The 26,635-nt window shown below is 71.7% G+C and carries 26 protein-coding genes; 22 read left to right on the forward strand and 4 right to left on the reverse strand.

Features of this window, described 5'->3' with window-relative positions; all coding sequences use genetic code 11:
• Positions 1-22: 22 nt before the first annotated feature.
• On the forward strand, positions 23-934 hold the full coding sequence (locus tag NP095_RS01810; RefSeq protein ID WP_232417731.1) for a Ppx/GppA phosphatase family protein: 912 nt from the start codon (positions 23-25) through the stop codon (positions 932-934).
• Between the two features lie 25 nt (positions 935-959).
• Positions 960-1,754, forward strand: coding sequence for a sugar phosphate isomerase/epimerase family protein (locus NP095_RS01815; RefSeq protein ID WP_306173274.1), 795 nt, complete (start codon positions 960-962; stop codon positions 1,752-1,754).
• Positions 1,755-1,805: 51 nt separating this feature from the next.
• On the opposite strand, the gene NP095_RS01820 is transcribed toward NP095_RS01815, so the two are convergent.
• Positions 1,806-2,153: a VOC family protein gene (locus tag NP095_RS01820; protein WP_232417730.1), complete on the reverse strand. Its 348-nt coding sequence runs from the start codon at positions 2,151-2,153 to the stop codon at positions 1,806-1,808.
• Positions 2,150-3,100 (reverse strand): bile acid:sodium symporter family protein, encoded by a 951-nt coding sequence (locus NP095_RS01825; protein ID WP_232417729.1) that lies wholly within the window; start codon positions 3,098-3,100, stop codon positions 2,150-2,152. Before NP095_RS01825 ends, NP095_RS01820 begins: the two co-directional genes overlap by 4 nt.
• 81 nt (positions 3,101-3,181) lie before the next feature.
• Between NP095_RS01825 and NP095_RS01830 the strand changes: the two genes are divergently transcribed.
• From NP095_RS01830 to NP095_RS01870, 9 genes are all read left to right on the forward strand, one after another.
• Complete coding sequence (locus NP095_RS01830) at positions 3,182-3,748, forward strand: LOG family protein (protein WP_232417728.1); 567 nt, start codon at positions 3,182-3,184, stop codon at positions 3,746-3,748.
• A 66-nt stretch (positions 3,749-3,814) separates the two neighbouring features.
• Positions 3,815-4,597, forward strand: coding sequence for a pyrroline-5-carboxylate reductase (gene proC, locus NP095_RS01835; RefSeq protein WP_232417727.1), 783 nt, complete (start codon positions 3,815-3,817; stop codon positions 4,595-4,597).
• Positions 4,598-4,601: 4 nt separating this feature from the next.
• Positions 4,602-5,777: an acetoin utilization protein AcuC gene (locus NP095_RS01840; RefSeq protein WP_232417726.1), complete on the forward strand. Its 1,176-nt coding sequence runs from the start codon at positions 4,602-4,604 to the stop codon at positions 5,775-5,777.
• A 211-nt stretch (positions 5,778-5,988) separates the two neighbouring features.
• Positions 5,989-6,174, forward strand: a complete 186-nt coding sequence (locus NP095_RS01845) for a helix-turn-helix domain-containing protein (RefSeq protein ID WP_154595912.1) — start codon at positions 5,989-5,991, stop codon at positions 6,172-6,174.
• Between the two features lie 133 nt (positions 6,175-6,307).
• The gene (locus tag NP095_RS01850; protein ID WP_019143756.1) at positions 6,308-6,409 is read left to right on the forward strand and encodes a 30S ribosomal protein bS22; all 102 of its coding nucleotides are present in this window, start codon (positions 6,308-6,310) and stop codon (positions 6,407-6,409) included.
• 3 nt (positions 6,410-6,412) lie between these two features.
• Complete coding sequence (locus tag NP095_RS01855; protein ID WP_232417725.1) at positions 6,413-7,387, forward strand: NAD-dependent epimerase/dehydratase family protein; 975 nt, start codon at positions 6,413-6,415, stop codon at positions 7,385-7,387.
• Positions 7,384-8,778 (forward strand): lysophospholipid acyltransferase family protein, encoded by a 1,395-nt coding sequence (locus tag NP095_RS01860; RefSeq protein WP_232417724.1) that lies wholly within the window; start codon positions 7,384-7,386, stop codon positions 8,776-8,778. Before NP095_RS01855 ends, NP095_RS01860 begins: the two co-directional genes overlap by 4 nt.
• Positions 8,779-8,801: 23 nt before the next feature.
• Positions 8,802-9,539, forward strand: a complete 738-nt coding sequence (locus NP095_RS01865; RefSeq protein WP_232417723.1) for a hypothetical protein — start codon at positions 8,802-8,804, stop codon at positions 9,537-9,539.
• Entirely contained in the window at positions 9,532-10,092 is a 561-nt protein-coding gene (locus NP095_RS01870; RefSeq protein WP_232417722.1) for an RNA polymerase sigma factor, read from the forward strand. The genes NP095_RS01865 and NP095_RS01870 overlap by 8 nt, the downstream gene beginning before the upstream one ends.
• A gap of 226 nt (positions 10,093-10,318) precedes the next feature.
• Here NP095_RS01870 and NP095_RS01875 read toward each other — a convergent pair whose 3' ends face one another.
• Positions 10,319-12,634, reverse strand: coding sequence for an MMPL family transporter (locus NP095_RS01875; RefSeq protein ID WP_232417721.1), 2,316 nt, complete (start codon positions 12,632-12,634; stop codon positions 10,319-10,321).
• 81 nt (positions 12,635-12,715) lie between these two features.
• On the opposite strand from NP095_RS01875, the gene NP095_RS01880 reads away from it, so the two are divergent.
• The gene (locus tag NP095_RS01880; RefSeq protein ID WP_232417720.1) at positions 12,716-13,333 is read left to right on the forward strand and encodes a TetR/AcrR family transcriptional regulator; all 618 of its coding nucleotides are present in this window, start codon (positions 12,716-12,718) and stop codon (positions 13,331-13,333) included.
• A gap of 1 nt (position 13,334) precedes the next feature.
• On the opposite strand, the gene NP095_RS01885 is transcribed toward NP095_RS01880, so the two are convergent.
• Positions 13,335-14,216, reverse strand: coding sequence for an HAD family hydrolase (locus tag NP095_RS01885; RefSeq protein ID WP_232417719.1), 882 nt, complete (start codon positions 14,214-14,216; stop codon positions 13,335-13,337).
• A gap of 52 nt (positions 14,217-14,268) precedes the next feature.
• Here NP095_RS01885 and NP095_RS01890 point away from each other — a divergent pair, with 52 nt between their 5' ends.
• From NP095_RS01890 to hemL, 10 genes are all read left to right on the forward strand, one after another.
• Positions 14,269-15,819, forward strand: coding sequence for a class I adenylate-forming enzyme family protein (locus NP095_RS01890; protein ID WP_232417718.1), 1,551 nt, complete (start codon positions 14,269-14,271; stop codon positions 15,817-15,819).
• The gene (locus tag NP095_RS01895; protein ID WP_232417717.1) at positions 15,816-16,070 is read left to right on the forward strand and encodes a glutaredoxin family protein; all 255 of its coding nucleotides are present in this window, start codon (positions 15,816-15,818) and stop codon (positions 16,068-16,070) included. Before NP095_RS01890 ends, NP095_RS01895 begins: the two co-directional genes overlap by 4 nt.
• 54 nt (positions 16,071-16,124) lie before the next feature.
• On the forward strand, positions 16,125-17,450 hold the full coding sequence (locus NP095_RS01900; protein ID WP_232417716.1) for a polysaccharide pyruvyl transferase family protein: 1,326 nt from the start codon (positions 16,125-16,127) through the stop codon (positions 17,448-17,450).
• Positions 17,451-17,452: 2 nt separating this feature from the next.
• A complete protein-coding gene (locus NP095_RS01905; RefSeq protein WP_232417715.1) occupies positions 17,453-19,498 on the forward strand; it encodes an acyltransferase family protein in 2,046 nt (681 codons plus the stop codon).
• A 105-nt stretch (positions 19,499-19,603) separates the two neighbouring features.
• Positions 19,604-20,278: a redox-sensing transcriptional repressor Rex gene (locus tag NP095_RS01910; protein ID WP_232417714.1), complete on the forward strand. Its 675-nt coding sequence runs from the start codon at positions 19,604-19,606 to the stop codon at positions 20,276-20,278.
• Positions 20,279-20,354: 76 nt separating this feature from the next.
• A complete protein-coding gene (locus NP095_RS01915) occupies positions 20,355-21,653 on the forward strand; it encodes a glutamyl-tRNA reductase (protein WP_232417713.1) in 1,299 nt (432 codons plus the stop codon).
• The gene (gene hemC, locus NP095_RS01920) at positions 21,650-22,573 is read left to right on the forward strand and encodes a hydroxymethylbilane synthase (RefSeq protein WP_232417712.1); all 924 of its coding nucleotides are present in this window, start codon (positions 21,650-21,652) and stop codon (positions 22,571-22,573) included. The genes NP095_RS01915 and hemC overlap by 4 nt, the downstream gene beginning before the upstream one ends.
• 65 nt (positions 22,574-22,638) lie before the next feature.
• Positions 22,639-24,246: a bifunctional uroporphyrinogen-III C-methyltransferase/uroporphyrinogen-III synthase gene (locus NP095_RS01925; RefSeq protein WP_232418553.1), complete on the forward strand. Its 1,608-nt coding sequence runs from the start codon at positions 22,639-22,641 to the stop codon at positions 24,244-24,246.
• 80 nt (positions 24,247-24,326) lie between these two features.
• Entirely contained in the window at positions 24,327-25,295 is a 969-nt protein-coding gene (gene hemB, locus NP095_RS01930) for a porphobilinogen synthase (protein WP_232417711.1), read from the forward strand.
• A 19-nt stretch (positions 25,296-25,314) separates the two neighbouring features.
• Positions 25,315-26,634 (forward strand): glutamate-1-semialdehyde 2,1-aminomutase, encoded by a 1,320-nt coding sequence (gene hemL, locus NP095_RS01935; RefSeq protein ID WP_232417710.1) that lies wholly within the window; start codon positions 25,315-25,317, stop codon positions 26,632-26,634.
• Position 26,635: the final 1 nt, after the last annotated feature.

Consider the following 26,635-nt stretch of genomic DNA (forward strand, 5'->3'; position numbering starts at 1 on the left):
CCCCGGTGTCAGACTGTGGCTCATGCGCATCGGCGTCCTCGACATCGGCTCCAACACCGGCCACCTGCTCATCGTCGACGCCTTCCGCGGCGGCCCACCGATTCCGGCGCACTCGTTCAGCGAGCCGTTGCGCCTGGCCGAGAACCTCGACGCCGACGGCCACCTGACCGCCGACGGCATCGATCGGCTGGTCAAGTACGTCGTCGAGGCCGGCTCCCAGGCCGAGGACAAGGGCGCCGAGCGGGTGCTGGCGTTCGCCACCTCGGCGGTGCGTGACGCGGGCAACGCCGAGGAGGTCATCGAGCGGGTGGCCCGCACGAGCGGCATCCGGCTGCAGATCCTGCCCGGCGAGGACGAGGCCCGCCTGACGTTCCTGGCGGTGCGCCGCTGGTTCGGCTGGTCGTCGGGCCGGCTCGGGGTCTTCGACATCGGCGGCGGCTCACTCGAGCTGGCCGTGGGCTCGGACGAGACGCCCGACACCGCGGTGTCCCTGCCGTTGGGCGCCGGCCGGCTCACGCGCGAGTGGCTCGATCGCGGACTGGAGTACGACGACCTTCGCCGCGAGGTGCGCCGCGAGATCGGGGCGGTCGCCGGCGGCCTGCTGCGCGGGGGCGGCTTCGATCATGCCGTGGCCACGAGCAAGACGTTTCGCTCGCTGGCCCGCATGTGCGGCGCCGCGCCCTACGGGGCAGGGCCGTACGTGCGTCGTCGGCTCGCGCACCGCGACCTGGTGACGCTGGGCCGTCAGCTGCGCGGCGCCTCGGACCAGGAGATCGCGGCCATGCCCGGCGTCTCGGCGACGAGGGTGCACCAGATGCGCGCGGGGGCGATGGTGGCCGAGGCCGCGATGGAGCTGTGCGGCATCGAGGAGCTCGAGATCTGCCCGTGGGCGCTGCGCGAGGGCGTCCTGATCGAGTACTTGGACCACCTGTGACCGGCACCGTTCTAGGCTGGGTGTCGTGAGCCAGCGCTCGAGTCACCCGATGGTCTCGCTGTCGACGTCCTCGGTCTATCCGGACGGCACGGCGGCGGGCTTCGAGGCCGCCGCCCGACTGGGCTACGACGGGGTCGAGGTGATGGTGGGCCTCGACGAGGTCAGCGCCGACACCACGGCGGTCAAGGCCCTGGCCCAGGCGCACGACATCCCGATCGTCTCGATCCACGCCCCGTGCCTGCTCGTGACGCAGCGGGTCTGGGGCACCGATCCGTGGGGCAAGCTGCACCGCAGTGCCGAGATGGCGCTGGACGTCGGCGCCGACACCGTGGTCGTGCACCCGCCGTTCCGGTGGCAGCGCGAGTACGCCCGCGGGTTCGTCGAGGGCATCGCCCGGCTCGAGGACGAGTACGACGTCGCCTTCGCCGTCGAGAACATGTACCCGTGGCGCTCGGGCAAGCGTGAGTTCCAGGCCTACGCGCCCGGCTGGGACCCGGTGCCGTTCGACTACAAGAACGTCACGGTCGACTTCTCGCACAGCGCCACCGCCCGGATCGACTCGGGACAGCTCATCGAGGACCTGGGCGACCGGCTCGCCCACATCCACCTGACCGACGGGTCGGGGTCGATGAAGGACGAGCACCTGATCCCCGGCCGCGGCGCCCAGGGCTGCGACCGGATCCTGGGCCGGTTGGCCGACCAGGGATTCACCGGTCACGTCGTGGTGGAGGTCAACACCCGCAAGGCCGACGACCGCGATGCCGACCTGCTTGAGGCGCTGGCCTTCGCGCGACTGCACCTGGCGCCCACGCCCGTCTGAGGCGGCCCGGTTCGAGACGGCCCGGTTCGAGACGGCCCGGTTCGAGACGGCTCAGTGCCGCGGTGCGACGCAGAACTCGTTGCCCGCGGGATCGGTCATCGTGACCCAGCGGAAGCTGTCGTCGCCGCGTTCGGCGACGACCCCCGCGCCGGCGGCTCGCAGCCGCTCGACCTCGGCCGCCAGGTCGTCGGTCACGACGTCCAGGTGCAGCCGGTTCTTGCCCGGTGTCGGGTCGTCCACCTTCTGGAAGCCCAGCACCAGACCGGTGGGGAGGGCCACCATGACGTACCAGCCCTCGTTCTCCTCGGTGATGATGCCGCCGGTCTGCTCGGCCCACCAGGTGGCCAACGCCAGGGCGTCGGTCGTGTCGCACGTGATCATGCCAACGGTGACGGTCATGGCGTCACGCTACGACCGTCCGCCGACAGTCTCGTGGCGATGACGGAGCCCACGATCAGCTGCAGCTGGTGGTAGACCATCAGCGGCAGGATCATCAGGGGGAACGTGGCGGCCGAGAACAGCACGCTGGCCATCGGCAGGCCGGCGGCGAGGGACTTGTTGGTGCCGCAGAAGTAGACGGCCACCTGCGCCCCGCGCCCGAAGCGCCGGCCGGCGAACCAGCACACCGCCGAGGACACCGCGAGGAGCGCGACGCAGACCGCCGCCACGACGAGGCCGTCGGTCCAGTCCAGCACCTGCCACACGTCGGCGTTGGTGCCACGGCTGAAGCCGGCGTAGACCACGAGCAGCACGGTCGACCGGTCGAAGCGGCGCAGGCCCACGTCATGGCGCAGCAGCCACGGGCGCAGCCACCGGCGGGCCACCTGTCCGGCCAGGAACGGCAGCAGCAGCAGGCCGATGATCCGCAGGACCGCCCGGGCGTCGACGTGGACGTCGCCGCCCAGCATCAGCGCCACCAGCAGGGGGGTCAGGAACACGCCCAGCAGGCTCGAGACCGACGCCGCGACGACCGCGATCGCCCGGTCTCCGCCGGCGATGGACGTGAACGCCACGGAGGACTGCACCGTGGACGGGACCAGGCACACGAAGACCAGCGCCGCCAGCAGCTGCTGCGAGACCAGCGCCGGCGCCAAGGGGGACAGGGCCAGCCCCAGCAGCGGGAACAGGACGAACGTCGAGACGACGATGACCGCGTGGACGCGCCACACCTTCAGGCCGTGCACGACCTCGCCGGTGGAGAGCCGAGCGCCGTAGAGGAAGAACAGCGCGACGATCCCGACCTGGACCAGGACCGAGACGACCTCCAGCACGGTGCCCTGGGCCGGGAGCACGATCCCGAGCCCGGCGAGACCGAGGATCATCACGATGAAGGGGTCGATGCGCACGCGGACACGATAGGCCCGCCGTGCGCGCCATCACGCGCCGGTTCCGCGGCACGGGACGGTGGTTCCCGGCAGACTGACACCGTGAGCCCCAGCAGCGAGAGAGCAGTCCGCGCCGTGTGTCTCTTCTGTGGCGCGCGCGACGGAGCCAGGCCCGAGTACGTCCGGGCGGCGCAGGAGTTCGGGGCGGCCCTGGCCGGGGCCGGGGTGAACCTGGTGTTCGGCGGCGGCACGATCGGCATCATGGGCGCCGCCTCGCGGGCCGCGAAGGACGCCGGCGGCCGTGCCATCGGCGTCATCCCGAAGTCGCTGCTGGAGCGCGAGGGCGGTCGCCCCGGCGAGCCCGACCTGCACGTCGTCGACACGATGCACGAGCGCAAGGCCCTCATGCACGAGCTGTCGGACGCCTTCGTGGTCCTGCCCGGCGGACTCGGCACCTACGAGGAGTTCTTCGAGATCCTCACGTGGCGCCAGTTGGGCATCCACGACAAGCCGATCGTCGTGGTCGACGTCGAGGGGTACTACGGGCCGTTGCGCGACATCGTCGCCCACGGCGTGACCGAGGGGTTCGTCAGCGACACGGACCACGATCTGTGCGTCATCGTGGACACGGTCGACGAGGCGCTGGCGGTGCTCGGCATCGCACGCTGAGCGTCGCGCGGCACGCATTCTCGGGTCGCGGTCCCTGTGGCACGCCGGGGAACTAGGCTCAGCCCCATGAGGATCGCGGTCGTCGGTGGCGGCGTCATGGGTGGCACGTTGGTCGAGGCGATGGCACGTGCCGGTCACGACGACATCGTCGTGGTCGAGCGCAGTCCGGAACGCCGCGCCGAGCTGGAGGCCCAGGGCCGGGCCACGGCGGCCGACGTCGAGGCCGTCGCGGGCGCCGACGTGGTCCTGCTCGTGGTGAAGCCGCAGGACGTCGCGACGGTGCTGCCGGTGCTCGCGAGCGCCCTCGACCCCGAGGCGACCGTGGTCTCGCTCGCCGCGGGCGTGCGGACGGCCACCATCGAGGAGACCCTGCCGGACTCGGTGTCGGTCGTGCGCGCCATGCCCAACACGCCCGCCGTGATCGGCCGCGGGATGTTCGGGGTCTCCCCGGGGAGCCGGGTGTCCGACGACCGACTGGACACCGTCGTCGACCTGCTCGGGTCGGGCGGAGAGGTGGTCGTCGTCGACGAGTCGCGCCAGGACGCCGTGACCGCCGTGTCCGGCTCGGGTCCGGCCTACGTCTTCTACCTCGCCGAGCAGATGATCGAGGCCGGGATCGATGCCGGCCTCGACCCGGAGGCGGCCCGCACCCTCACCGTGCAGACGCTCCTGGGGTCCGCGGAGCTGCTCGCCGGGTCCGACGACCCGCCGGCGGAGCTGCGGCGCCGGGTGACCTCGCCGAACGGAACCACGCACGCCGCGATCACCACGTTCGACGACCGGGGCGTGGGCGAGGGCATCCGTGCCGGCGTTCGTGCCGCCGCCGCCCGATCCGCGGAACTAGGCTGACGCCATGGAAGAGCGCGCCGTCGTGGTGTTCGACGAACGCCTGACCGAGTACGACTTCGGACCCTCGCACCCGATGGCGCCCATTCGGGTCAAGCTCACGATGGCGCTGGCCGACGAGCTCGGCGTCTTGGAGGGCCTCGACGTGGTGGGCGCCCGCCAGGCCACCGAGCAGGAGCTGCTGAGCGTCCACACGCACGACTACGTCGAGCGCGTCGTGAACCTCAGCAAGCACCCGACGCACACCGACGCCGCGCACGGCCTCGGCAGCGAGGACAACCCGGTCTTCCGCGGCATGCACGAGGCGAGCGCCCTGATCGCCGGCGCCAGCCTCGAGGCGGCGCGGCTGGTCTGGACCGGCGAGCGCAAGCGCGCGATCAACGTCAGCGGCGGCCTGCACCACGCCATGCCGGGCCGAGCCAGCGGGTTCTGCGTCTACAACGACGTCGCGATGGGCATCAAGTGGATGCTCGACCACGGCGCCCAGAAGATCGTCTACATCGACGTCGACGCCCATCACGGCGACGGCGTGCAGGCGATCTTCTATCACGACCCGCGGGTGCTGACGATCTCGTTGCACGAGTCGCCCAAGACGCTCTTCCCGGGCACCGGCTACTCGACCGAGGTCGGCGCCGAGGGGGCCGAGGGGTCGGCCGTCAACGTGCCGCTGCCGCCGGGCACCTCCGACGCGGGCTGGCTGCGCGCCTTCCACGCGGTCGTCCCGGCGATCGTGCGCGAGTTCGGCCCCGAGGTGATCGTCAGCCAGCACGGCTGCGACTCGCACATGGACGATCCGCTGACCAACCTCATGCTCAGCGTCGACGGCCAGCGCGCCTCGTACCTGGCCGTGCGCGACCTGGCCGAGGAGCTCACGGACGGGAAGTGGCTGGCCACCGGCGGTGGCGGCTACGCGGTGGTCGACGTCGTGCCGCGGGCGTGGGGCCACCTGCTCGCGATCGTCAGCGGCAACCCGCTCCCGCCCGAGACCGAGACGCCGGAGGCGTGGCGCCGGGCGGTCGAGGAGCTGCGCGGGCAGCCCGCGCCGACACGGATGACCGACGGCCGGCGGGCCCTGTACCGCCCGTGGGAAGAGGGCTACGACCCCGCGTCCTGGCTCGATCGCTCGATCCAGGCGACCCGCACGGAAACTTTTCCTCTGAATGGTCTCGATCCCTCGTATTGAGGTAATTTCCCGGTGTAACTGGGTGTTTCACTGTACGCGGGCGGTACAGAAGAGTGCCCGGTTTGGCGTAAGGTACGCCGGGCGCGGATGAGTTTCAAATAATGTGTTCCCACCGGACTCATCTGCCACTAGTCTTCACAACAAGCACGCGCGCTCACTCTCCGGTGGGGAAGCCGGAGAGCGCGCGTGCCCCTGGGAGGATGGTGTGGAGATGTCTGAGGGAACCCGTTTCATGACCGTTGCCGAGGTCGCGGACCAGATCCGCGTCTCGAAGATGACGGTGTACCGACTCGTGCATTCCGGCGAACTCGAGGCCGTGCGCGTGGGCCGTTCCTTCCGTGTGCCCGAGCACGCGGTCGAGGAACTGCTGAGCAAGTCGTTCTACCAAGCCGGCTGACGCGTCCGGCGGTTCGCGGGGGGCGGACCGCCGGGGCGACAGCCGTGCCGACGCCACCGCGTGTGCGCCTGGTGGGTGCGATCGCCTAGTGTTTGGTCTGTCCTGTGTGTGAAAGATCAGATTGAGGTGAGTCGTGGGTTCTGTCATCAAGAAGCGCCGTAAGCGGATGTCGAAGAAGAAGCACCGCAAGATGCTGAAGCGCACTCGCGTGCAGCGTCGCCGTCTGGGCAAGTGACCGATGTCCGGGGTCGTCCTCGTCACGGGCGCGGCCACGCCCGGCGTGGCACATGCCGCGCGGCGCATCGCTGAAGCGGGTGACGTCAGGGTCGTAGCAGTCGACACGACCTTGCCCACCGACGATCTCGGGTCAGTCAAATTCGTGCGTGCGGACATCCGCACGCCGGTCATCTCCAAGGTTCTCGCCGTCGAGGACATCGACACCGTGGTCCACATGGACCTGGCGCCGATGCGCTCGCGCGGTGGCGGAAGCGCCACCAAGGAGATCAATGTCATCGGCACGATGCAGGTCCTCGCGGCGTGCCAGCGGGCCGAGGCGGTCCGCCGGGTCGTCCTGGCCAGCAGCGCCGCCGTCTATGGCGCGTCGCCGCGCGACCCGGCGGTGTTCACCGAGTCCGCGACGGCCCGCGGCGGCACCAAGTCGGGCTTCGCCAAGGACATCGTCGAGGTCGAGGGGTACACCCGCGGCTTCGCTCGGCGGCGCCCCGACGTGAGTGTGACGACCCTGCGCATGGCGCAGTGGCTCTCTCCCCACTTCACGACGGTCCTGGGAACGTACTTCTCGAACCCCGTCCTGCCGGTGCCGATGGGCTTCGACGCCCGCCTGCAGCTGTTGCACCCCGACGACGCGCTGGAGGTCATCTCGCGCGCCGCGCTCGAGGACCACCCCGGCACGTTCAACGTCGCCGGCGACGGTGTCCTGATGCTGACGCAGGCCGCGCGCATGCTGGGCAAGCCCACCTTGCCCATCCCGCCGCTGGGCTTCGGCTCGGTCCTGCGCCAGATGGTGCACTTCATGGGCTCGGACGTGTCGCCGGGCGTGCACCGGCTGCTGACGTACGGCCGCGTGCTGGACACCACCGCCCTGCGTGAGATCTTCGGCTACAGTCCCCGGCACACGACGCGCGAGACCTTCGAGTGGTACGCAGAATCGGCGCGCCCGGGTCTGTTGCACGCATGGGGGATCACGCGATGAACGACAACCTCAAGGGGATCGGCACGTCCGGTCCCGCCGGTCGCGGCAACGGCTCGACGTCCCCGTCGCGCGCCGCCCGGTCGCTCGCCGGGCCTGCGGCGGGACAGGCGCGCAAGCCCGCGGCCAAGAAGACCGCCGATGCGAAGAAGTCCGCCCCCACGAAGTCCGCCACCGCGAAGAAGGCCGCGCCCCAGGCCGCTGCCACGGCGAAGACTGCGGCGACGAAGAAGACCACGACGGCGAAGAAGCCGACCGCGAAGAAGCCGACCGCGGCGAAGAAGCCGACCGCGAAGAAGACCACGTCGGCGAGGAAGCCCGCCGCCAAGAAGACCGCGAAGCAGACGGCCGCCGCGAAGCCGGCGGAGCCGTCCGGCGTGCGCGAGTCCGTGGGCCCCGATCCCGCCGAGGACCCGACCTCCTCGTCGCGTCATCGGCACCTGCATTCCGTCCCCGAGGACGAGGGGCCCGGCCCGCAGGCGCCCCCGTACGAGGCCACCGCCGACCTCGATCCCGAGGACGTCGCCGCCGCGTTCGCCGAGGGCGCCCGCCGACTGCTCGGAACCGACTGGCAGGCCAAGATCGGCGACATCGCCGGCAGCCTGCGTCGGCGCCTCTCGGGCGACTACTCGGTCGACGAGTTCGGCCTCGACCCCGAAGTGGTCGATCTCCTGTCGCACCTGGTCGAGCCGCTGGCCGAGAGCTGGTTCCGCCTGCAGGTCCGCGGTATCGAGAACATCCCCGCCGACGGCGGCGCCCTGCTCGTGGCCAACCACTCGGGCACCGTGCCCGTCGACGGCCTCATCACCGGCTACGCGGTCCGCAAGCACACCGGCCGGGCCATCCGTCCCCTGGGCGCCGACCTGGTCTTCCGGCTGCCCTACGTCGGCCAGATCGCTCGCAAGATGGGCGCCACGCTGGCCTGCGCCGAGGACGCCGAGCGACTGCTGACCTCCGGCGAGCTCGCCGCCGTGTGGCCCGAGGGCTTCAAGGGCGTCGGCAAGCCGTTCAGCGAGCGGTACAAGCTGCAGCGCTTCGGTCGCGGCGGCTTCGTCTCGTCGGCCATGCGGGCCCAGGTGCCGATCATCCCGGTCTCGATCGTCGGAGCCGAGGAGATCTATCCGCTGATCGGCAACATCCCGTCGCTCGCCCGGCTGATGGGCGTGCCGTACATCCCGATCACGCCGTTCTTCCCGCTGCTGGGCCCGCTGGGACTCGTCCCGCTGCCGAGCAAGTGGATCATCGAGTTCGGTGAGCCGATCCGCACCGACGCGTATCCGCCCGAGTCCGCCGACGACCCGATGCTGCTGTTCAACGTCACCGACCAGGTGCGCGAGACGATCCAGCAGACGCTCTACAACCTGCTCGTCGAGCGCGGCAACCCCTTCATCTGACCGATCGAGCCAGGAGGCACGGTATGTCCCACGGACGTCCCGACCTGCGGCTCGACGCGCCCACCCTGGAGCCGTCCGAGGACGTCGTCCAGCGGCTGGCCGCGACCGCGCGACTGAACGGCTCTCCGCGGGCGGCGCGACGACACCGGCTCGCGATCGTCGCAGCGTCCTTCCTGGGCGTCAGCGCGATCTCGGCAGGTGGGGCGTGGGCCGTCGGCGCGATCGAGGTCCCGCTGCTGCCGGCGTCGCCGCTGAAGCCGGCCGCCGTCGCGCCCGACCCGCCGCGGGATCGCCACGTGGGCCAGCCGGCTCGCGGCGCACCTGCGGCTCCCGGAGCCGAGGTGGCCTCCCGGCTTCCCGCCCGACTTCCCGCATCAACCCCCGAAGCCGATCGCGAGGCCCCTCGGATCGTGGATCGCCCGGCGCGGAGCATGGCACGGGAGGAGAGGCGCCCCGACGCGCGCCGCGCGGCGCCGGAGGAGTCCCGCCGCGACCAGGGTCGGTGGCGCCGCGACGTGAAGGGCGACCGCGGGCGCGACCGCGGCCGCGGGCCCGAGAAGTCCCGACCACGCCAGGATCGCGACGAGAGGTTCGAAGGCCGCGGCCAGTGGGACCACGATGGCGACCGGCGGAACGAGCGGCGCGAGGACCGGGGCGAGTGGGGCATGACCGACCGCGATCGACCGGACGGTCGGGGCGGGACCGATCGCGATCGACCGGACGGTCGGGGCGGGAACGATCGGGGCGCCGGCGATGACTGACGACTCCGTCGTCGCCCGGGCCAAGCAGGGCGACCCCGAGGCCTGGCGCGAGCTCTACCGCGCCCACGCGGGGCGGCTGGTGGCGTGGCTCCAGACCCGGCCCACGGGCGACACGGCCGCCGCCGCCGAGGACGTGGCCAGCCAGGCGTGGTCCGTGGCAGCCGAGAAGATCGCCCAGTTCGAGGGCTCCTGCGACGACTTCGGCGGCTGGCTCTTCGGGATCGCCCGGCGGCTCAGCGCGACGTCGCGTCGGACGTGGCAGCGACGCAACACCCGTCCCGAGGATGTCGGCGACCTGCTCGACACGGTGCCCGATCACGGGGCCGAGGTGGTCCAGCAGGACTGGGTGCGCCTCGTGCTGGCGCAGCTGCCGCCGCGGGAGCGGGCGGCGGTGGGACTGGTCGACGGTCTCGGGTGGAGCCCGCACGCCGCTGCCGAGGTCCTGGGCGTCAGCGCCGTCGCGCTGCGCGTGGCCCGTCACCGCGGACTCCGCCGGCTCGCCCGCTCGGGGTACGTGCCGGGTGTCCGGGTGCGCCCCGCGCCCCGCGGCTGAAGGGGAGTCCGAAGGCCGGACATGAGAGAGGCCGGCCCGCCCGGGGGTTGGACGGACCGGCCCGGCGCCTCATCGTGCTGCGAGGCGGGCCTCCGAGCCGGCGGTGCGGGGTCGCCGGCGCGGAGGGGTCCAGGGGGCAGTCCCAAGGACTGCCGACACTGGCTACCTGTCACGAGGTCGCCCAGGCGTTACACGCCCGCGCATCTTTCCCGTCGCAGCCGGCGGACTACTCCTTCGCGCCGAGGCTCTTGAGCAGCTGATCGCCCTCGATGTCGAGGTCGGGCAGCGCCCGGTCGAGCCAGGCCGGCAGCCGCCACGCGCGGTCACCGAACATGGCCATCAGCGCCGGCACGAGCGTCATGCGCACCAGGAACGCGTCGATCGCGATCGCGATCGCCAGGGCGAAGCCGATCTGCTTGATCATCGGGTCGCCGTTGAAGATGAAGCCGGCGAACACGGCGGTCATGATGACCGCCGCCGCGACGACGACGCGGCTCGAGTGCGTGAAGCCGTCGATCACCGACTCGCGGCCACCGTGCCCGTGCACCCACGACTCGCGCATCGACGACACCAGGAACACCTGGTAGTCCATCGCCAGGCCGTAGGCGATGCCGGTCACGAGGATCGGCAGCAGCGCCATGACCGGACCGGTCGAGTCCAGCCCGAAGAGGTTGTTGAGCCACCCCCACTGGAACACGGCGGTGGTGGCGCCCAGCGTGGCGAGGATCGTCAGCAGGAAGCCGGCGGTCGCCTTGAGCGGCACGATGATCGAGCGGAACACGATCGTCAGCACGATCAGGGAGAGCACCACGACGATCGCCAGGTAGATCGGCATGACGTCGCTCATCTTCTGGGCGATGTCGATGCCCATCGCGGCCTGGCCGGTGATGCCCAGGTTCACGTCGTACTTGGATGCGATGTCGCCCTTGAGGTCGCGCAGCTCGTGCACGAGGGTCTCGGTCGAGGGATCGGTGGGGCCGCCCTTCGGGACCAGCGAGACCAGGACCGTGCGGCCGTCCTCGCTCATGCCCGACGGGGACGCCGCGGCGACGTCCTTGACCTCGCCCAGCTCGGCCACGATCGCGCCGGCGGCGCGCTGGTCGACCGGCTCGTCGGAGCGGGACGACAGCACGACCAGCAGCGGACCGTTGAGGCCCTCGCCGAAGGAGTCGGTGACGGCCGCGTAGCTCTCGCGCTGGTCCGTGCCCGAGTTGTAGTTCTCGCCCGACGGCAGGCCCAGACGCATGTCGGTGGCGGGGATCGCCATGAGCAGCGTGATGACCACCACGGCGCCGGCCGCGAGGAAGCGGTTCTTCGACAGGAAGGTCACCCAGCGCCGTGCCGTGGCGTGGTCGACACCGGCCGACTCGCGCTCGGCGAACTTCGCGCGGGCCTTGTCCGACACGATGCGCTCGCCGACCAGGCCGAGCAGCGCGGGCAGTGCGGTCAACGCGACGGCGACCGCGACCGCGACCGTGGCGGCGGCGATGATCGCCATGATCGTCAGCAGGCTGATGCCGATGACGGTGAGGGCCGCCAGGGCGATGACGACCGTGGTGCCGGCGAAGAACACGGCACTGCCCGCCGTGCCCACCGCGCGACCGGTCGCCTCGTGGGCGCTGAGCCGCTCGCGCATGATGAGACGGCGCTGGCGGTTGACGATGAAGAGGGCGTAGTCGATGCCCACGGCCAAGCCCAGCATCAGGCCCAGGACGACGCTCATGGAGCCGAGCTCGTAGAAGTGGCCGAGCGCGTACGCGCCACCCACGCCGACGCCGACGCCCAGCAGGGCGGTCACCAGCGGCAGGCCGGCGGCCACGACGGACCCCAGCACCAGGAAGAGCACCACGGCCGCGACCACGATGCCGACGACCTCGCCGAGGCCGACCACCTCGGGGATCTCCTGCAGCGAGGCGCCCGGGAGCACCTCGATGCCGGTGCCCTCCAGCGGCTCCTCAGCGGCGTCGAGGGTCTCCTCGATGGCGCCGGTCGGCAGGTCCATCGTCTGCTTCGTGAACTGGAACTGCGCCATGGCGACGTCGCCCTTCGGCGAGATCGTCACGCCGGGGACCAGCTGGTCCTGCACCACGAGGGGCACGGGCTGGTCCAGCGTGCGGCCGGCGCGGACGGCGGCGGTCGCCTGCTCGGCGGCCTTCACCTGGGCGGCCACCTGCTTCTGCGCCGCGGCCTGGTCCTGCTCCGATCCGGCGAGGGCCGCGGGGTTCACGACGTACTCGTCGTCGTAGATCCCGTCCATGGACTGCGCCAGGGCGCCGGCCAGCTGCGGGTCGAAGAAGGAGGCTCCGTCAGGGGCGCGGTAGACGATCTGGCCCGCTCCGCCGGCGGCGGCCGGCATCTCGTCCTCGAGCTGCTCGAGCACGTTCTGGGCGGGGACGCCGTTGATCGTCACCTCGGTGCTGAGCTTCGGAGCGTTCAGGACGATCGATCCGATGATGACGACGAGCAGGACGAGCCAGACGCCCAGGAAGCGGAACGGGTGCGCGAAGGCGGTCTTGCCCCAGCGATACAGAAGAGTGGACACAGGTCTTCCTCACGAAGTGATAGGTGACTCTCACATCGTAGGATGGGCGGTGAAGTCGAACCAGCCAGGGGTAGGAGACGTATGTCACGCCGTGACTCGCGGGCGAACGCCGAGCGGATCGTGGACGCCATCCAGCGGTTGTGGGCCGACGACGCCACCCCGTCGATGGACCAGATCGCGGCCGAGGCCGGCGTGGGGATCGCCACCGTCTACCGCCACTTCCCGAACCGGGCGGCACTCGAGAGCGCGGCGTTCGGCCGCATCTTCGCCGACGAGCTGATGCCCTTGGTCGAGGACACCGAGGACGAGGACGCCGACCTGCTGGACGTCGCGGCGCGCTTCGTCGAGGTGGTGAGCCGCTACACGCCGGTGCTGGGCGAGGTGGGCGTCAGCCAGGTGACCGACGAGGCCCTGGACGACCTGGCCGAGCCGTTCGTCGAGCTGCTCCGGCGCGGCCAGGAGCGTGGCGTCCTGCGTCACGACCTCGAGCCGCTCGACATCTACTGGCTGCTGCGGATGGTGGTGCTGGGGCTCAACTCCCCGGTCTCGAGTGAGTCCGTCCGCCGCCGGTACCTCGCCATGCTGCTGCAGGCGCTGTCCCCCGAGGTCGAGGGCCCCCTGCCGTCGCTGACGGAGCAGGACTACGACCGCCTGAACTCGCCGGAGAGCCGTCGGCGACCGCCGATCGCGCGGGACTGACCTACCGCAGTCGCCGCAGCTGGCGTCCGATCAGCCACGCCGCCGAGCCGGCGGCGCCCGCGGCGGCCGCCTTGGCGCCGGCCGAGGCGACCTTGCGTCCGGTGCGGTAGTCCCGGATCAGCCAGCCGTTCTCCTTGGCGTGCGACCGCAGGGCGCCATCGGGATTGACGGCACACGGGTGGCCGACCAGCGACAGCATCGGGATGTCGTTGAAGGAGTCCGAGTAGGCGTGGCAGCGCGAGAGGTCGAGGCCCTCGGTCTCGGCCAGCGCGCGCACGGCCACGGCCTTGCTCTCGCCGTGCAGCATCTCGCCGACGAGGCGCCCGGTGTAGACGCCGTCGACGTGTTCGGCGACCGTGCCGAGCCCACCGGTCAGCCCCAGCCGGCGGGCGATCACCTGAGCGATCTCGACGGGGGCGGCGGTCATGAGCCACACCCGCTCGCCGCGGTCGAGGTGCCACTGGGTCATCGCGCGGGTGCCGGGCCAGATCTTCTGCGCCATGTACTGGTCGAAGACCTCCTCGCCGATCTCCTCGAGCTCGCTGACCTCGTGACCGGCGATGAACTCCAGCGCCGCGTTGCGCGCCTGGCTGATGTGCTCGGGGTCCTCGACGCCGACGTACTTGAAGTAGGCCTGCTGCCAGGCGGCGCGGGCGATGTCACGGGTCGAGAAGAACTTCCGCTCGTGCAGCCCGCGAGCCAACAGGAAGATCGAGGCTCCCTGCATGATCGTGTTGTCGACGTCGAAGAACGCCGCTGCGGTCGGGTCGGCCGGCTGCGCCAGCGCCTGCTCGACCTCGGCGGCGGCCGCCGCGGCCTGACCGGCCAGGATCGAGCGCGCCTGCAGATTCCGGGGCGGATCTGCTGCGTGGCGCGGAGACATGGCGTCACTGTATCCACGAAGGCGAGCATCGGGATGTGGTTGACTCGGCGCCATGGCCGTCAATGTCAGTGACGATCTGCGGGAGACCGCGCGTCGTGACCCCGAGGGCATCGCCCTGATCGAACCGCGCACCGATCGCCACGTCACCTGGGCCGAGTTCGACCAGTGGGCCGATCGCGTCGCCCAGACCCTGCTCAGCCGTGGCGTCCTCGCCGGCCAGCGCGTCGCCCTGGTGATGGCGAACGGCATCGACCTCGCCGTCGCCTACTACGGCGTCCTGCGCGGCGGCATGGTCGCCGTCCCCATCAACCCACGCGCCACCCCGCGTGAGATCTCGCGCATGGTCGAGGCCTGCGCTCCCAAGATCGTCGTCGGCGACGCCCAGTCGATCACCCAGGTCCGCCAGGCGGACACGGGGGAGTCGCTCATCGTCGTGCACCGCGCCGCACCTGAGGAGGGCGAGCTGCGCTTCGGTGCCCTGCTCGAGCACGCCGTCGACAGCACCCCGGTGGCGCCCGCCGATCCCGAGTCGCTGGCCGTCGTGCTGTTCACCTCCGGCGCGACAGGCCTGCCCCGCGGCGTGATGCTGACGCACCGCGCGCTCAGCGCCGACATCGACCAGCTGCTGCGGATCGACCACCCGCCGGTCATCACGCCCGACGACGTCGTCCTGGGCCTGCTGCCGATGTTCCACGTCTACGGGCTGAACTGCGTCCTGTCGCTGTCGGTGCGCGCGGGCGCCGCGGTCGTGCTGGTCGAGGAGTTCGACCCGTCCGGCCTCCTCTCCGAGATCGCCGAGCACGGCATCACGAACCTGCCGGTGGCCCCTCCGGTCATCTCGGCCTGGGTCGGTCTGGAGGGACTGCGCGAGGCCCTCGCCGGTGTCCGCCTGATCGTGTCGGGCGCCTCGGCCCTCGATCCCGAGCTCGCCGAGGCGTTCCACGCCCTGTCCGGTCAGCCCGTCGAGCAGGGCTACGGCCTCACCGAGACCGCGCCCGTCGTGACGACCACCGTCGGCGACGGTCGCGAGCCCGGCGTCGTGCCGCCGGCGGGATCCGTCGGCCGCCCCCTGCCCGGGGTCGAGATCGCCCTGCGCGACTTCCTCGGCCAGCGCGCCGCCCCGGGTGACCCGGCCCAGATCTTCGTCCGCGGCGACAACCTGTTCTCGGGCTACTGGCCCGACGGCGAGGACGGTCCCGACGCCGAGGGCTGGTGGGGGACCGGCGACATCGGACTGCTCGACGACGCCGGCAACCTCGTCCTGGTCGACCGACTGCGCGAGACGATCACCGTCTCGGGCTTCAACGTCTACCCCTCCGAGATCGAGGAGGCGGTCGCGGAGGCTCCGGGCGTCGCGTCCGTCGCGGTGATCGGCGTGCCCGACGACCGTACCGGCGAGGCCGTCGTGGCGTTCGTCGTCCCCGAGGACCCCGAGGGCGATGCCGCCCCCGTCGAGACCGCCGTGCGCGAGCTGGCCGCGCAGCGACTCGCGCGGTTCAAGGTCCCGTCGCGGATCCTGGTCGTCGCCGCGCTGCCGCACTCGCCGACGGGCAAGGTGGCCAAGGGCCGGCTGCGCGCCCTGGCCCGCAAGGAGCTGACGTGACCGTCCCGCATGCCGACGACGCGCGGGTCGTCGTCTACTCCCGCGAGGGCTGCCACCTGTGTGAGGTGGCCGAGCAGGTCGTGTCCCAGATCGTCGCCGAGACCGGCGACTCCTGGGCCCGGGTCGACATCGACGCCGACCCGGACCTGCAGCAGCGGTTCACCGACCAGGTGCCCGTCACGTTCGTCGACGGCCGTCAGCACGATTTCTGGCGCGTCGACCCGGCCCGCCTGCGCTCGGCCCTCGCGTAGCCCGACCGGAGGCCGCCGACGTCCGGGTTGACCGGATCGGCGAGACTTGACGCCGTGTCCGATCGCATCTACGTCCGCCGGTACGTCGACCCGCTGCGTCCTCCGTCCATGGGTGTTTTCCGCTCGGGATTCGGCCGGAACTCCGGCAACCTGATCTTCGCGGCGTCCGCCCAGCGGACGCTGACCGTCGACGGGGTGGACGTCGAGACCAACAACCTGAACACGCTGATGCGCAGCGTCGACCGCCTCAACGACGAGGGCCGTCACGTCGTCATCCCCCTCGCGAACGCCTTCCGGCCGGACTACCTGCCCCAGTTGACCGCACTGACGCAGGCCATCGAGCGCCTCACCGTCCCGGTGACGATCCTGGGCGTCGGCGGTCAGTTCGCGCTCGACGGGACCGTCGAGACGACCGACGAGGTCGACGAGGCCGCCCGCCGGTTCATGCGCGCCATCTTGGCCCGCGGCCCGGCTCTCGGGGTCCGCGGAGAGCGCACCGCCGGCTACCTGAACTCGCTCGGCTTCTCGGAGGTCGACGTGATCGGCTGCCCGTCGATGTTCCTGCGCGGAGGCGACCTCAGCATCCGCGACACGGTCCCGACGTTCGGCAAGCAGACCAAGGTCAGCCTGAACCTCACGCCCAGCGTCCCCATCCCGGCCGGGTGGGTCAACGACGTCTTCAAGCGTCACCCCAGGACCGAGTACGTCGCGCAGGACCGCAGGGACCTCGACGCGATGCTGGGTGGTCCGGCGGTCAAGGCTGCGTCGCCGGAGTACCCGTCGTCAGTGCTCCACCGGGCGATCCGGGACAACCACACGGTCTTCCACTGCCATGCGCCGACGTGGATCGACTCGATGGCCGACCGCGACTTCACGGTCGGACACCGCATCCACGGCAACATCACGTCGCTGCTGGCCGGGACGCCCGCCCACGTGATCGTGCACGACAGCCGCACGCGTGAGCTGTGCGAGTACTTCGAGATCCCGCACACGCACGTGTCGGCGCAGACGCGCGAGCACACGCCGCAGCGACTCTTCGAGTCCTCCGACTACAAGCCGCTGATCGCCAACCACCCCGAGCGGCTGGCCCGGTTCGCCGGCTTCCTGGAGCGTCACGGCCTGCGCCACGTGCTGGACCTCCCGGCCGGCGAGGCTCCCTTCGACCGCGCCGTCGCGCAGGTCGAGGTCCGCCCCGGCCTCGTGATCCGGCCGCGCTCGAGCGAGCCCGAGATCCTGGACCTGCGGGCCTGGAACACCGCCCGCGCCGCGCATCGCGACATCGCCCGCGCGACGGCGCGCATCGAGGAGCTCGAAACCCGCCTGGCCGCCGCGGAGTCCCCGCGCGGAGGACTGCTGAGCCGGCTGCGCCGCACCCGCTGACGATGCGTCCCGAGATCCAGGCCCTGCGGGCGATCGCCGTCCTGGCGGTCGTCGGCTTCCACCTGTGGCCGGGTCGCCTCAGCGGTGGCTACATCGGCGTCGACGTCTTCTTCGTCATCTCGGGCTTCCTCATCACGGGTCACCTGCTGCGCGAGGTCGACCGCGAGGACCGTGTCGACCTGGCGCAGTTCTGGGCGCGCCGCGCGCGTCGCCTGCTGCCCGCGGCCTACGTCGTGCTGCTGGTCACGGCGATCGGCGTGCTGGTGTGGCTGCCGCCGGCGCAGTGGACGCAGAACTTCCGCGAGATCATCGGCTCGGCGCTCTACGTCGAGAACTGGGTCCTGGCGATCGACTCGATCGACTACCTGGCGGCGGACGGGATCCCCTCGGCCGTCCAGCACTACTGGACGCTCTCGGTCGAGGAGCAGTTCTACCTGGTCTGGCCGCTGCTGGTCGTCGCCGCACTCGTCGTCGCGCGCCGCACCGGCCGCGCGCGGCACACGGTCGTGTTCGCCGTCCTGGCGACGGTGACGCTCGCGAGCTTCGTGTACTCGCTGTGGCTGACCTCGCGGCACCCGCAGCTGGCGTACTTCGCCACGCCCGCCCGAGCCTGGCAGTTCGGGGCCGGTGCGGTGCTCGCCCTCGTGGTGGCCGCCGACCGGATCCGGCTGCCGCGCCGCACCGCGATCGCGGCGTCGTGGCTGGGCTTCGGCGTCATCGCGGTGTGCGCGCTGGCCTACGACGAGCGGACCCCGTTCCCCGGGACCGCGGCCATCGCGCCGGTGCTGGCGACGATCCTCGTCATCGCGGCGGGTGCCCCGAGCGGCCGGCTGTCGCCGACGCCGCTGATGGCCTGGCGCCCCGTGCAGACGACCGGCGACCTGTCGTACTCGATGTACCTGTGGCACTGGCCGCCGCTGATCCTGCTGCCCGAGATCCTCGACCGCGAGCTGGGGTTCGGCCCGCGCGTGGGCATCCTCGTCGGCACCTTCGCGCTGGCGTGGCTGACCGTCCGCTACGTCGAGAACCCCGTCCGCTTCGGCACCCGGGGCGGCCTGCGCCGGCCTGCGGTGACGGGGCTGGCCTCGCTGGCCGCGGCGGCCGTCGTGGTGGCGGTGGCGACGTACGGCTGGCAGGCCGGCGACGCCGAGGAGCAGCGCGCCGAGGAGCTGACGCGCCGCGTCAACGCCGACATGCCCGAGTGCTTCGGGGCGGCCTCGATGCCGCCCGCGGGGGAGTGCGACAACCCCGAGCTGGCCACGCTGCGCGTCCCGGCCGGTCCCGACGTGGGGCGCGACTATGCCGGGCACCGCGAGTGCTGGGTCGTGAACGACGAGACCGAGCTCAAGTCGTGTGAGTTCGGCGACGCCACGGGCGTCCCGCACGTCGTCCTGCTCGGTGACTCCCACGCCCGCGCGATGCTGCCGGCGTTCCTGCGCCTGGCCGAGATCGGCGAGCTCACCCTCACCACCCAGCTCAAGGGCGGCTGCGCGTGGTCGACCGACCTACCCGGTCGCACCGCCGTGCCCGAGGTTCTGCAGACCTGCCCGGCCTGGCGCGAGAACGTCGAGGACTGGATCCGCGAGAACCGAGACGACATCGACCTCATCGTCACCACCGGTTACTCGCGCAACCTCGCCGGCTCGCCGAAGGAACGCGCCAGAGGTCTGTCCGAGGCGTGGAAAACCGCGACGTCGCTGGGGATTCCGGTCGCCGCCGTGGTCGACAATCCCGACCACGAGTCGCCTCCGGCGACGTGCCTGAACCGGGTCGACCGCTGGGACGAGAACACCTGCGCGGTGCGCCGCGAGGCCGCGTTCCCGTACGGCGACGCCTTCGGTGACGCGGCCCGGATGACCGAGGGCGCCGAGCGCATCGACATGACGGACTTCTACTGCCTGCGCGACGTCTGCCCCTCGATGATCGGCGGCGTGAACGTCTATCGCGATGGTCATCATTTCACTGCGACGTTCACTCGATCGCTCGCTCCGTTCCTGTGGAACCGCATCACGGAGCGGGTCGGGACCCTCGTCAGTGACGACGCGTGAACGAGGGCTGCCGCCGCTCTCGATTTTGTGAAAGGGTTCCCAAACTCCTAGACTGACGGCGCGTCACGGCCCAAAATTCCCGTCATTCCGCGGCGCAGGAGCACCGTGACCATTCTTCGCAGCCCCGCTGGGATCCCCGACGCCACCGTCGCCCGGCTCCCGCTGTATCTGCGTGCCCTCGACGAGCTCGCCGCGTCCGGAACGGACGTGTGCTCGTCCGAGCACCTCGCCACCGCAGCCGGCGTCAACTCCGCGATCGTCCGCAAGGACCTGTCGCACCTGGGCTCCTACGGCACCCGCGGCGTCGGCTACGACGTCCGCTTCCTGGCCGGTCACATCGCCACCGTCGTCGGGCAGACGCAGCCCTGGCCCGTCGTCATCGTCGGCGCCGGTCACCTCGGCTCCGCGCTCGCCGCCTACCAGGGCTTCGGGGCCCGTGGCGTCAAGGTCGCCGCGGTCGTCGACGCCGATCCCGCCCTCGTCGGCACCGTCGTCGGTGGCCACGAGGTCCGTGCGATCGACGCGCTGGCCGACGTCATCGCGGTCGGCGAGGTCTCGCTGGCGATCATCGCGACGCCGCCCGCCGCCGCCCAGAGCGTGGCCGACGCGCTCGTCGCCGCGGGCATCACGAGCATCCTGAACTTCGCGCCCACCGCCCTGCGGGTGCCGGCCGAGGTCGACCTGCGCCAGGTCGACGTCGCCGCCGAGCTGCAGATCCTGGGCTACCACGCGCATCACCGCCGTCAGGCGGAGCCGGCCGAGGAGGCGGTGCTTTCATGAGCGAGCTTCAGCGAGTGAACCGACGGCACCTCATGGCGTCGCCGTCGTACCGTTGCGTCCCCACGGGGGTGGCGGCATGAGTGTTCTCGTCGTCGGTCTGTCCCACAAGTCCGCGCCCGTGGACCTGCTCGAGCAGGTCTCCCTCGACACCGATGCGACGGTCAAGCTGTCGCACCAGGCTCTCGAGATCCCGGCCATCACCGAGGCTGCCGTCATCTCCACCTGCAACCGGGTCGAGGTGTACGTCGAGGCCGAGCGCTTCCACGGCTCCGTCGAGGACGTCGCGCAGCTGCTGGCCGACCAGTCCGGCCTGCACCGCGACGCGCTGCTGCCGCACATCTACGTCCACTACGACCAGGCCGCCGTGGCGCACCTGTTCCGCGTGGCCGCCGGCCTGGACTCGATGATCCTGGGCGAGACGCAGATCCTCGGGCAGGTCCGCGAGGCCCTGCACCGGGCCCAGGCCGAGTCCACGATGAGCGCCGGACTCAACGCGCTGTTCCAGCAGGCCCTGCGGATCGGCAAGCGCGGTCACGCCGAGACCGGCATCGACCGCCTCGCGCCCTCGATCGTCACCGCAGCCCTGGCCGCCGCATCCGACGCGGTGTCCGCGCCGCAGGCCCGGTTCCTGATCGCCGGCGCTGGCACGATGAGCCGCCTGGCGGTGCGCACGTTGATCGAGTCCGGCGTCGAGCCGTCCCGGATCTGGATCGCGAACCGCACGTTCCAGCGTGCCGTCGAGCTCGTGGCCAGCCACGGCGTCAGCGCCGTGCGCTGGGACTCGCTCGACGTCGAGCTGTCCGCCGCCGACGTGCTCATCACGTGCACCGGCGCCACCGGATTCGTCTTCGACCGTGAGCGGATCGCCCGGGCCACCCCGGACGGCCGCGACCTCACCGTCATCGACCTGGCCCTGCCCCGCGACGTCGCCCCCGACGTGCGCGCTCTCGACAACGTCTCGGTCATCGACATTGAGGTGCTCGCCGAGCGTGCCGCCGCCGACTCGGTCGCCGAGGACGTCGAGCAGGTCCGCCGCATCGTCCAGTCCGAGGTCGACGCCTTCCTCGCCGGTCGCCAGCAGGCCAAGGTCACCCCGACCGTCGTCGCGCTGCGCACCATGGCCACCGAGGTCGTCAGCTCCGAGACCGCCCGCCTGCAGTCGCGCCTCAGCGGACTCGACGAGGCGCAGCTCGACGAGGTCCGGCGCGCCATGCGCCGGGTCGCCGAGAAGCTCATCCACCAGCCCACCGTCCGCGTCAAGGAGCTCGTCGAGGGCCCCGAGAACCTCACGTACGCCGATGCCCTGGCGCACCTGTTCCGGCTGGACCCGGCCGCGGTCAACGCGGTCACCGACCCGGGAGGTGACGCCTCATGATCCGTCTGGGAACCCGTGGCAGCCTGTTGGCCACCACGCAGTCCGGCTGGATCGCCGACCGGTTGCGCGAGGCGCACGGCGTCGAGGTCGAGCTCGTCGAGATCTCGACCCTGGGCGACCGCTCCAGCGCGCCGTTGGAGCAGATCGGCGGCACCGGCGTCTTCGTCGCGGCAGTCCGTGAGGCCCTGCTCGAGGGACGCGTCGACCTGGCCGTCCACTCGCTCAAGGACCTGCCCACCGCGCCGGCCGAGGGACTCACGCTGGCGGCCGTGCCCCAGCGCGAGGATCCCCGCGACGTCCTGATCGCGCGCGACGGGCTCACGCTCGGCGAGCTGCCCCGCGGCGCCCGCGTCGGCACCGGCAGCCCGCGCCGGATCAGCCAGCTCAACGCCCTGGGACTCGGGATCGAGACCGCGCCGCTGCGCGGCAACGTCGACACCCGGATCGGCAAGGTCACCAGCGGTGATCTCGACGCCATCGTGCTGGCTCGCGCCGGTCTGCTGCGGCTGGGCCGCGCCGACGAGGCGACCGAGATCCTCGACCCGATCCAGATGCTGCCCGCTCCCGGCCAGGGAGCCCTCGCCTGTGAGTGCCGCGCCGATGATGACGCGACCACTGCACTGCTCGCCGTGCTCGACGACCCGGACACCCGGGCCGCCGTCACGGCTGAGCGCACCCTCCTCGCCACCCTCGAGGCTGGGTGCACCGCGCCCGTCGGAGCCCTCGCCGACGTCGTCTGGGGGGACGACGGAGATGAACTCTGGCTGCGCGCCGTCGTCGGAGATCCCTCCGGCGCACCTGTCATCCGACGATCCGCCGTCGGTGCTCCTGCAGAGGCGGCCGCCCTCGGGCGTCGCCTGGCCCAGGAGATGTTGGCCGACGGCGCTGATCAACTCATGGGATCGGCGACCACCGCATGACCTCCCACTCGCACGAGACTCCGCCACTGATGAAAGCAAGGAAGAGCGTGTCAACCACCTCCGCGATGCCCACGTCCCCCTCGACTCCCGCGACGACCACCCGGCCCTCCGCCGGGCGGGTCAGCTTCGTCGGGGCGGGCCCCGGCGACGCCAGCCTCTTGACCGTCCGAGCCGTCGAATTGTTGGCCGAGGCCGATGTCGTGATCATCGAAGCGCCTGAACAGCAGGCGCTCGTCACGACCGACGCCGAGATCGTCGACGGCGGCACCAACGCCGCCGGCGAGCTCCTGAACCACACCGCCCGCGGCAAGCTCGTCGTCAAGCACGCCAAGACCGGCGCGCACGTCGTGCGCCTCATGGTCGGCGACCCGTTCACGTACGCGACCGGACCCGAGGAGGCGATGGCCTGCGCCAAGGCGGGCATCTCCTTCGAGGTCGTCCCGGGCGTCTCGTCGGTCTCGGCGGTCCCGGCCTACGCCGGCGTGCCGCTGACCGACAAGCAGCACCGTGAGTTCAAGGTCGTCAGCGTCGGCGACGCGAACATCGACTGGAGCGAGGCCGCGCGTCACGAGACGCTCGTCCTGCTCTCGGCCGTGAACCGCATCGGCGAGGTCGCCGCCGGCCTGGTCGAGGCCGGCCGCTCGCCCGAGACGCCCGTCGCCATGACCCGCCTGGGCACGACGACCCGTCAGGAGACCGTCGTCTCCACGCTGGCGAACATCGCCACCGACGCCGCCAAGTCGCAGATGGCGCCGCCGGCGATCATCGTCGTCGGCGAGATCGTCGCGCAGCGCGAGGCGCTGTCGTGGTTCGAGACCAAGCCGCTGTACGGCTGGCGCGTGCTGGTGCCCCGCACCAAGGAGCAGTCGCAGAGCCTCGCCGCGCGCCTGCGCATGTACGGCGCCGTGTCCGAGGAGGTCCCGACCATCTCGGTCGAGCCGCCGCGCAACCCCCAGCAGATGGACAAGGCCGTCCGCGGCCTCGTCGAGGGTCGCTACGAGTGGGTCGCCTTCACCAGCGTCAACGCCGTCAAGGCCGTCCGCGAGAAGTTCGAGGAGTACGGCCTCGACGCCCGTGCCTTCAGCGGCCTGAAGATCGCCGCCGTCGGCGAGAAGACCGCTCAAGCCATCGAGACCTGGGGAATCCGTCCCGACCTCGTGCCGTCGGGCGAGCAGTCCGGTCGCGGCCTGCTCGAGGACTGGCCGCCGTTCGACGAGCTGCTCGACCCGATCAACCGGGTCTTCCTGCCGCGCGCCGACATCGCCACCGAGACCCTCGCGGCCGGCCTGGTCGAGCTGGGCTGGGAGGTCGACGACGTCACCGCCTACCGCACCGTCCGGGCCTCGCCTCCGCCGGCGCCGACCCGTGAGGCGATCAAGTCGGGCAAGTTCGACGCCGTGCTGTTCACGTCGAGCTCGACCGTGCGCAACCTCGTCGGCATCGCCGGCAAGCCGCACGCGACGACGATCATCGCCTGCATCGGCCCGGCCACGGCCAAGACGGCCGAGGAGCACGGCCTGCGGGTCGACGTCCTGGCCGAGCAGCCGTCCGCCGAGGAGCTGGCCGACGCCCTCGCCCAGTTCGGCGAGCAGCGTCGCGTGCAGTTCCTCGAGGCCGGCGAGCCCGTCCTGCGCCCGTCGCAGAAGAAGCCGTCCTCGCGCCGCAAGGCCTGAGGCCCGTCAGTCGGGTCGGTCTGCCCGGTCACGTGGATTCCCCACGCGACCGGGCGGAGCCCGGCCCCGAAGGAGGCAGCATGATCGAACGTCCTCGCCGGCTGCGGTCGTCCGCGGCCATGCGCCGGCTCGTCCGCGAGACGCGGCTGGCGCCCTCGCAGCTGGTCCTGCCGATGTTCGTGGCCGAGGGCGCGTCCGAGCCCCGGCCGATCACGAGCATGCCGGGCGTCGTGCAGCACTCGCGCGAGTCCGCCAAGAAGGCGTACGCCGAGGCCGTCGAGCTCGGGCTCGGTGGAGTCATGCTGTTCGGCGTCCCCGAGAGCAAGGACGCCCAGGGCTCCGGCGCCTGCGATCCTGCCGGGATCCTCAACGTCGCGATCGCCGACGCCCGCGCCGAGGTCGGCGACGACCTGCTGGTGATGAGCGATCTGTGCCTCGACGAGTTCACCGACCACGGCCACTGCGGCGTGCTGGACGACCAGGGCCGGGTCGACAACGACGCGACCCTGCAGATCTACGGCCAGATGGCGGTAGCGCAGGCCGCGGCCGGGGCCCATGTCGTCGCGCCCAGCGGGATGATGGACGGCCAGGTCGCCGTCATCCGTGCCGCGCTCGACGAGGTGGGTCACCTCGACACCGTCGTGCTCGCCTACGCCGCCAAGTACGCCTCGGCGTTCTACGGCCCCTTCCGCGAGGCCGTCGACTCGTCCCTGCAGGGCGACCGGCGGACCTACCAGCAGGATCCGGCCAACCGCCGTGAGGCGCTGCGCGAGACCCTCCTCGACGTCGAGCAGGGCGCCGACATCGTGATGGTCAAGCCGGCGATGTCGTACCTCGACGTCCTGGCCGACGTGCGCGCCGCCGTCGACCTGCCCGTCGCCGCCTACCAGGTGTCCGGCGAGTACGCGATGATCGAGGCCGCCGCGGCCCAGGGCTGGATCGATCGCGACCGCGCCATCGACGAGTCGCTGGTGTCCATCCGCCGGGCGGGCGCCGACATCGTCCTGACCTACTGGGCGGCCGAGGTCGCTCGCCGCCTGACCCGCTGAGCGCACCCAAGGAGCACACATGAGCACCACGGCATCCGAGGCACTGTTCGCCCGGGCGAAGCAGGTCTCGCCGGGCGGGGTGAACTCGCCGGTCCGCGCCTTCCGCGCCGTCGGCGGCACCCCGCGCTTCATGGCCTCGGGATCAGGCGCCTGGCTGACCGACGCCGACGGCAACCGCTTCGTCGACCTCGTCGGCTCGTGGGGCCCGATGCTGCTGGGCCACGCCCACCCCGAGGTCATCGAGGCCGTCACGGCCGCCGCCGCCCGGGGAACCAGCTTCGGCACCCCCGCCGAGCCCGAGGTCCTGCTGGCCGAGGAGATCGTCGCCCGCACGCCGGTCGAGCGGGTCCGCATGGTCTCGTCGGGCACCGAGGCGACGATGTCGGCCATCCGGCTGGCCCGCGGCTTCACCGGTCGCGATCGGGTCGTGAAGTTCAGCGGTTGCTACCACGGTCACGTCGATGCGCTGCTGGCCGAGGCCGGCTCCGGTGTCGTCACCCTGGGCATCCCCGGCACGCCCGGCGTCCCGGCCCACGTCACCGCCGACACGATCGTGCTGCCGTACAACGACCCGGCCGCCGTCGACGCGGCGTTCGCGCAGTACGGCGACCAGATCGCCTGCGTCATCACCGAGGCCGCAGCCGGGAACATGGGCGTCGTCCCGCCCCAGCCGGGCTTCAACGCCCACCTCTCGAAGGCCTGCGCCGAGCACGGCGCCCTGTTCATCACCGACGAGGTCATGACCGGCTTCCGTGCGGCCCGCAGCGGGTACTGGCAGATCGACGGCGCGACCGAGGGCTGGCAGCCCGACCTGATGACCTTCGGCAAGGTCATGGGCGGCGGCTTCCCCGCAGCCGCGTTCGGCGGCCGCGCCGAGATCATGGACCTGCTCGCCCCGGTGGGCCCCGTCTACCAGGCCGGCACGCTCTCGGGGAACCCCGTCGCGACCACCGCCGGCCTCGCGACCCTGCGGCTGGCCACCCCCGAGGTGTACGAGCGCCTCGCGGCGACGTCGTCGCAGGTGCAGAAGCTCGTGACCGACGCGCTGGCCGAGGCCGGGGTGCCGCACGTCGTGCAGAGCGCCGGCACGATGTTCAGCGTCTTCTGGGGCGTCTCGACCCCCGTCACGGACTTCGCCGGCGCCCAGGCGCAGGACACCGCCGCCTACACCGCCTTCTTCCACGCCATGCTCGACGCGGGGGTCTACCTGCCGCCGAGCGCCTACGAGGCGTGGTTCCTGTCCGCCGCGCACGACCCCGAGGTCGACTCCGCACCACTGTCTAGACTGGCCGAGGCCCTGCCCGCCGCCGCGCGCGCGGCGGCAGCAGCGGTCCGCTGAC

Origin of the sequence: Aeromicrobium duanguangcaii (genome assembly GCF_024508295.1) — a bacterium.
GTDB lineage: Bacteria > Actinomycetota > Actinomycetes > Propionibacteriales > Nocardioidaceae > Aeromicrobium > Aeromicrobium duanguangcaii.

What these genes read in the sequence shown, in the direction of transcription:
- NP095_RS01810 (WP_232417731.1), top strand. Translation starts at nt 23, where the DNA reads ATGCGCATCGGCGTCCTCGACATCGGCTCCAACACCGGCCACCTGCTC.
- NP095_RS01820 (WP_232417730.1), bottom strand. Translation starts at nt 2,153, where the DNA reads ATGACCGTCACCGTTGGCATGATCACGTGCGACACGACCGACGCCCTG.
- proC (WP_232417727.1), top strand. Translation starts at nt 3,815, where the DNA reads ATGAGGATCGCGGTCGTCGGTGGCGGCGTCATGGGTGGCACGTTGGTC.
- NP095_RS01840 (WP_232417726.1), top strand. Translation starts at nt 4,602, where the DNA reads ATGGAAGAGCGCGCCGTCGTGGTGTTCGACGAACGCCTGACCGAGTAC.
- NP095_RS01845 (WP_154595912.1), top strand. Translation starts at nt 5,989, where the DNA reads ATGTCTGAGGGAACCCGTTTCATGACCGTTGCCGAGGTCGCGGACCAG.
- NP095_RS01855 (WP_232417725.1), top strand. Translation starts at nt 6,413, where the DNA reads ATGTCCGGGGTCGTCCTCGTCACGGGCGCGGCCACGCCCGGCGTGGCA.
- NP095_RS01860 (WP_232417724.1), top strand. Translation starts at nt 7,384, where the DNA reads ATGAACGACAACCTCAAGGGGATCGGCACGTCCGGTCCCGCCGGTCGC.
- NP095_RS01865 (WP_232417723.1), top strand. Translation starts at nt 8,802, where the DNA reads ATGTCCCACGGACGTCCCGACCTGCGGCTCGACGCGCCCACCCTGGAG.
- NP095_RS01870 (WP_232417722.1), top strand. Translation starts at nt 9,532, where the DNA reads ATGACTGACGACTCCGTCGTCGCCCGGGCCAAGCAGGGCGACCCCGAG.
- NP095_RS01880 (WP_232417720.1), top strand. Translation starts at nt 12,716, where the DNA reads ATGTCACGCCGTGACTCGCGGGCGAACGCCGAGCGGATCGTGGACGCC.
- NP095_RS01885 (WP_232417719.1), bottom strand. Translation starts at nt 14,216, where the DNA reads ATGTCTCCGCGCCACGCAGCAGATCCGCCCCGGAATCTGCAGGCGCGC.
- NP095_RS01890 (WP_232417718.1), top strand. Translation starts at nt 14,269, where the DNA reads ATGGCCGTCAATGTCAGTGACGATCTGCGGGAGACCGCGCGTCGTGAC.
- NP095_RS01905 (WP_232417715.1), top strand. Translation starts at nt 17,453, where the DNA reads ATGCGTCCCGAGATCCAGGCCCTGCGGGCGATCGCCGTCCTGGCGGTC.
- NP095_RS01915 (WP_232417713.1), top strand. Translation starts at nt 20,355, where the DNA reads ATGAGTGTTCTCGTCGTCGGTCTGTCCCACAAGTCCGCGCCCGTGGAC.
- hemC (WP_232417712.1), top strand. Translation starts at nt 21,650, where the DNA reads ATGATCCGTCTGGGAACCCGTGGCAGCCTGTTGGCCACCACGCAGTCC.
- NP095_RS01925 (WP_232418553.1), top strand. Translation starts at nt 22,639, where the DNA reads ATGCCCACGTCCCCCTCGACTCCCGCGACGACCACCCGGCCCTCCGCC.
- hemB (WP_232417711.1), top strand. Translation starts at nt 24,327, where the DNA reads ATGATCGAACGTCCTCGCCGGCTGCGGTCGTCCGCGGCCATGCGCCGG.
- hemL (WP_232417710.1), top strand. Translation starts at nt 25,315, where the DNA reads ATGAGCACCACGGCATCCGAGGCACTGTTCGCCCGGGCGAAGCAGGTC.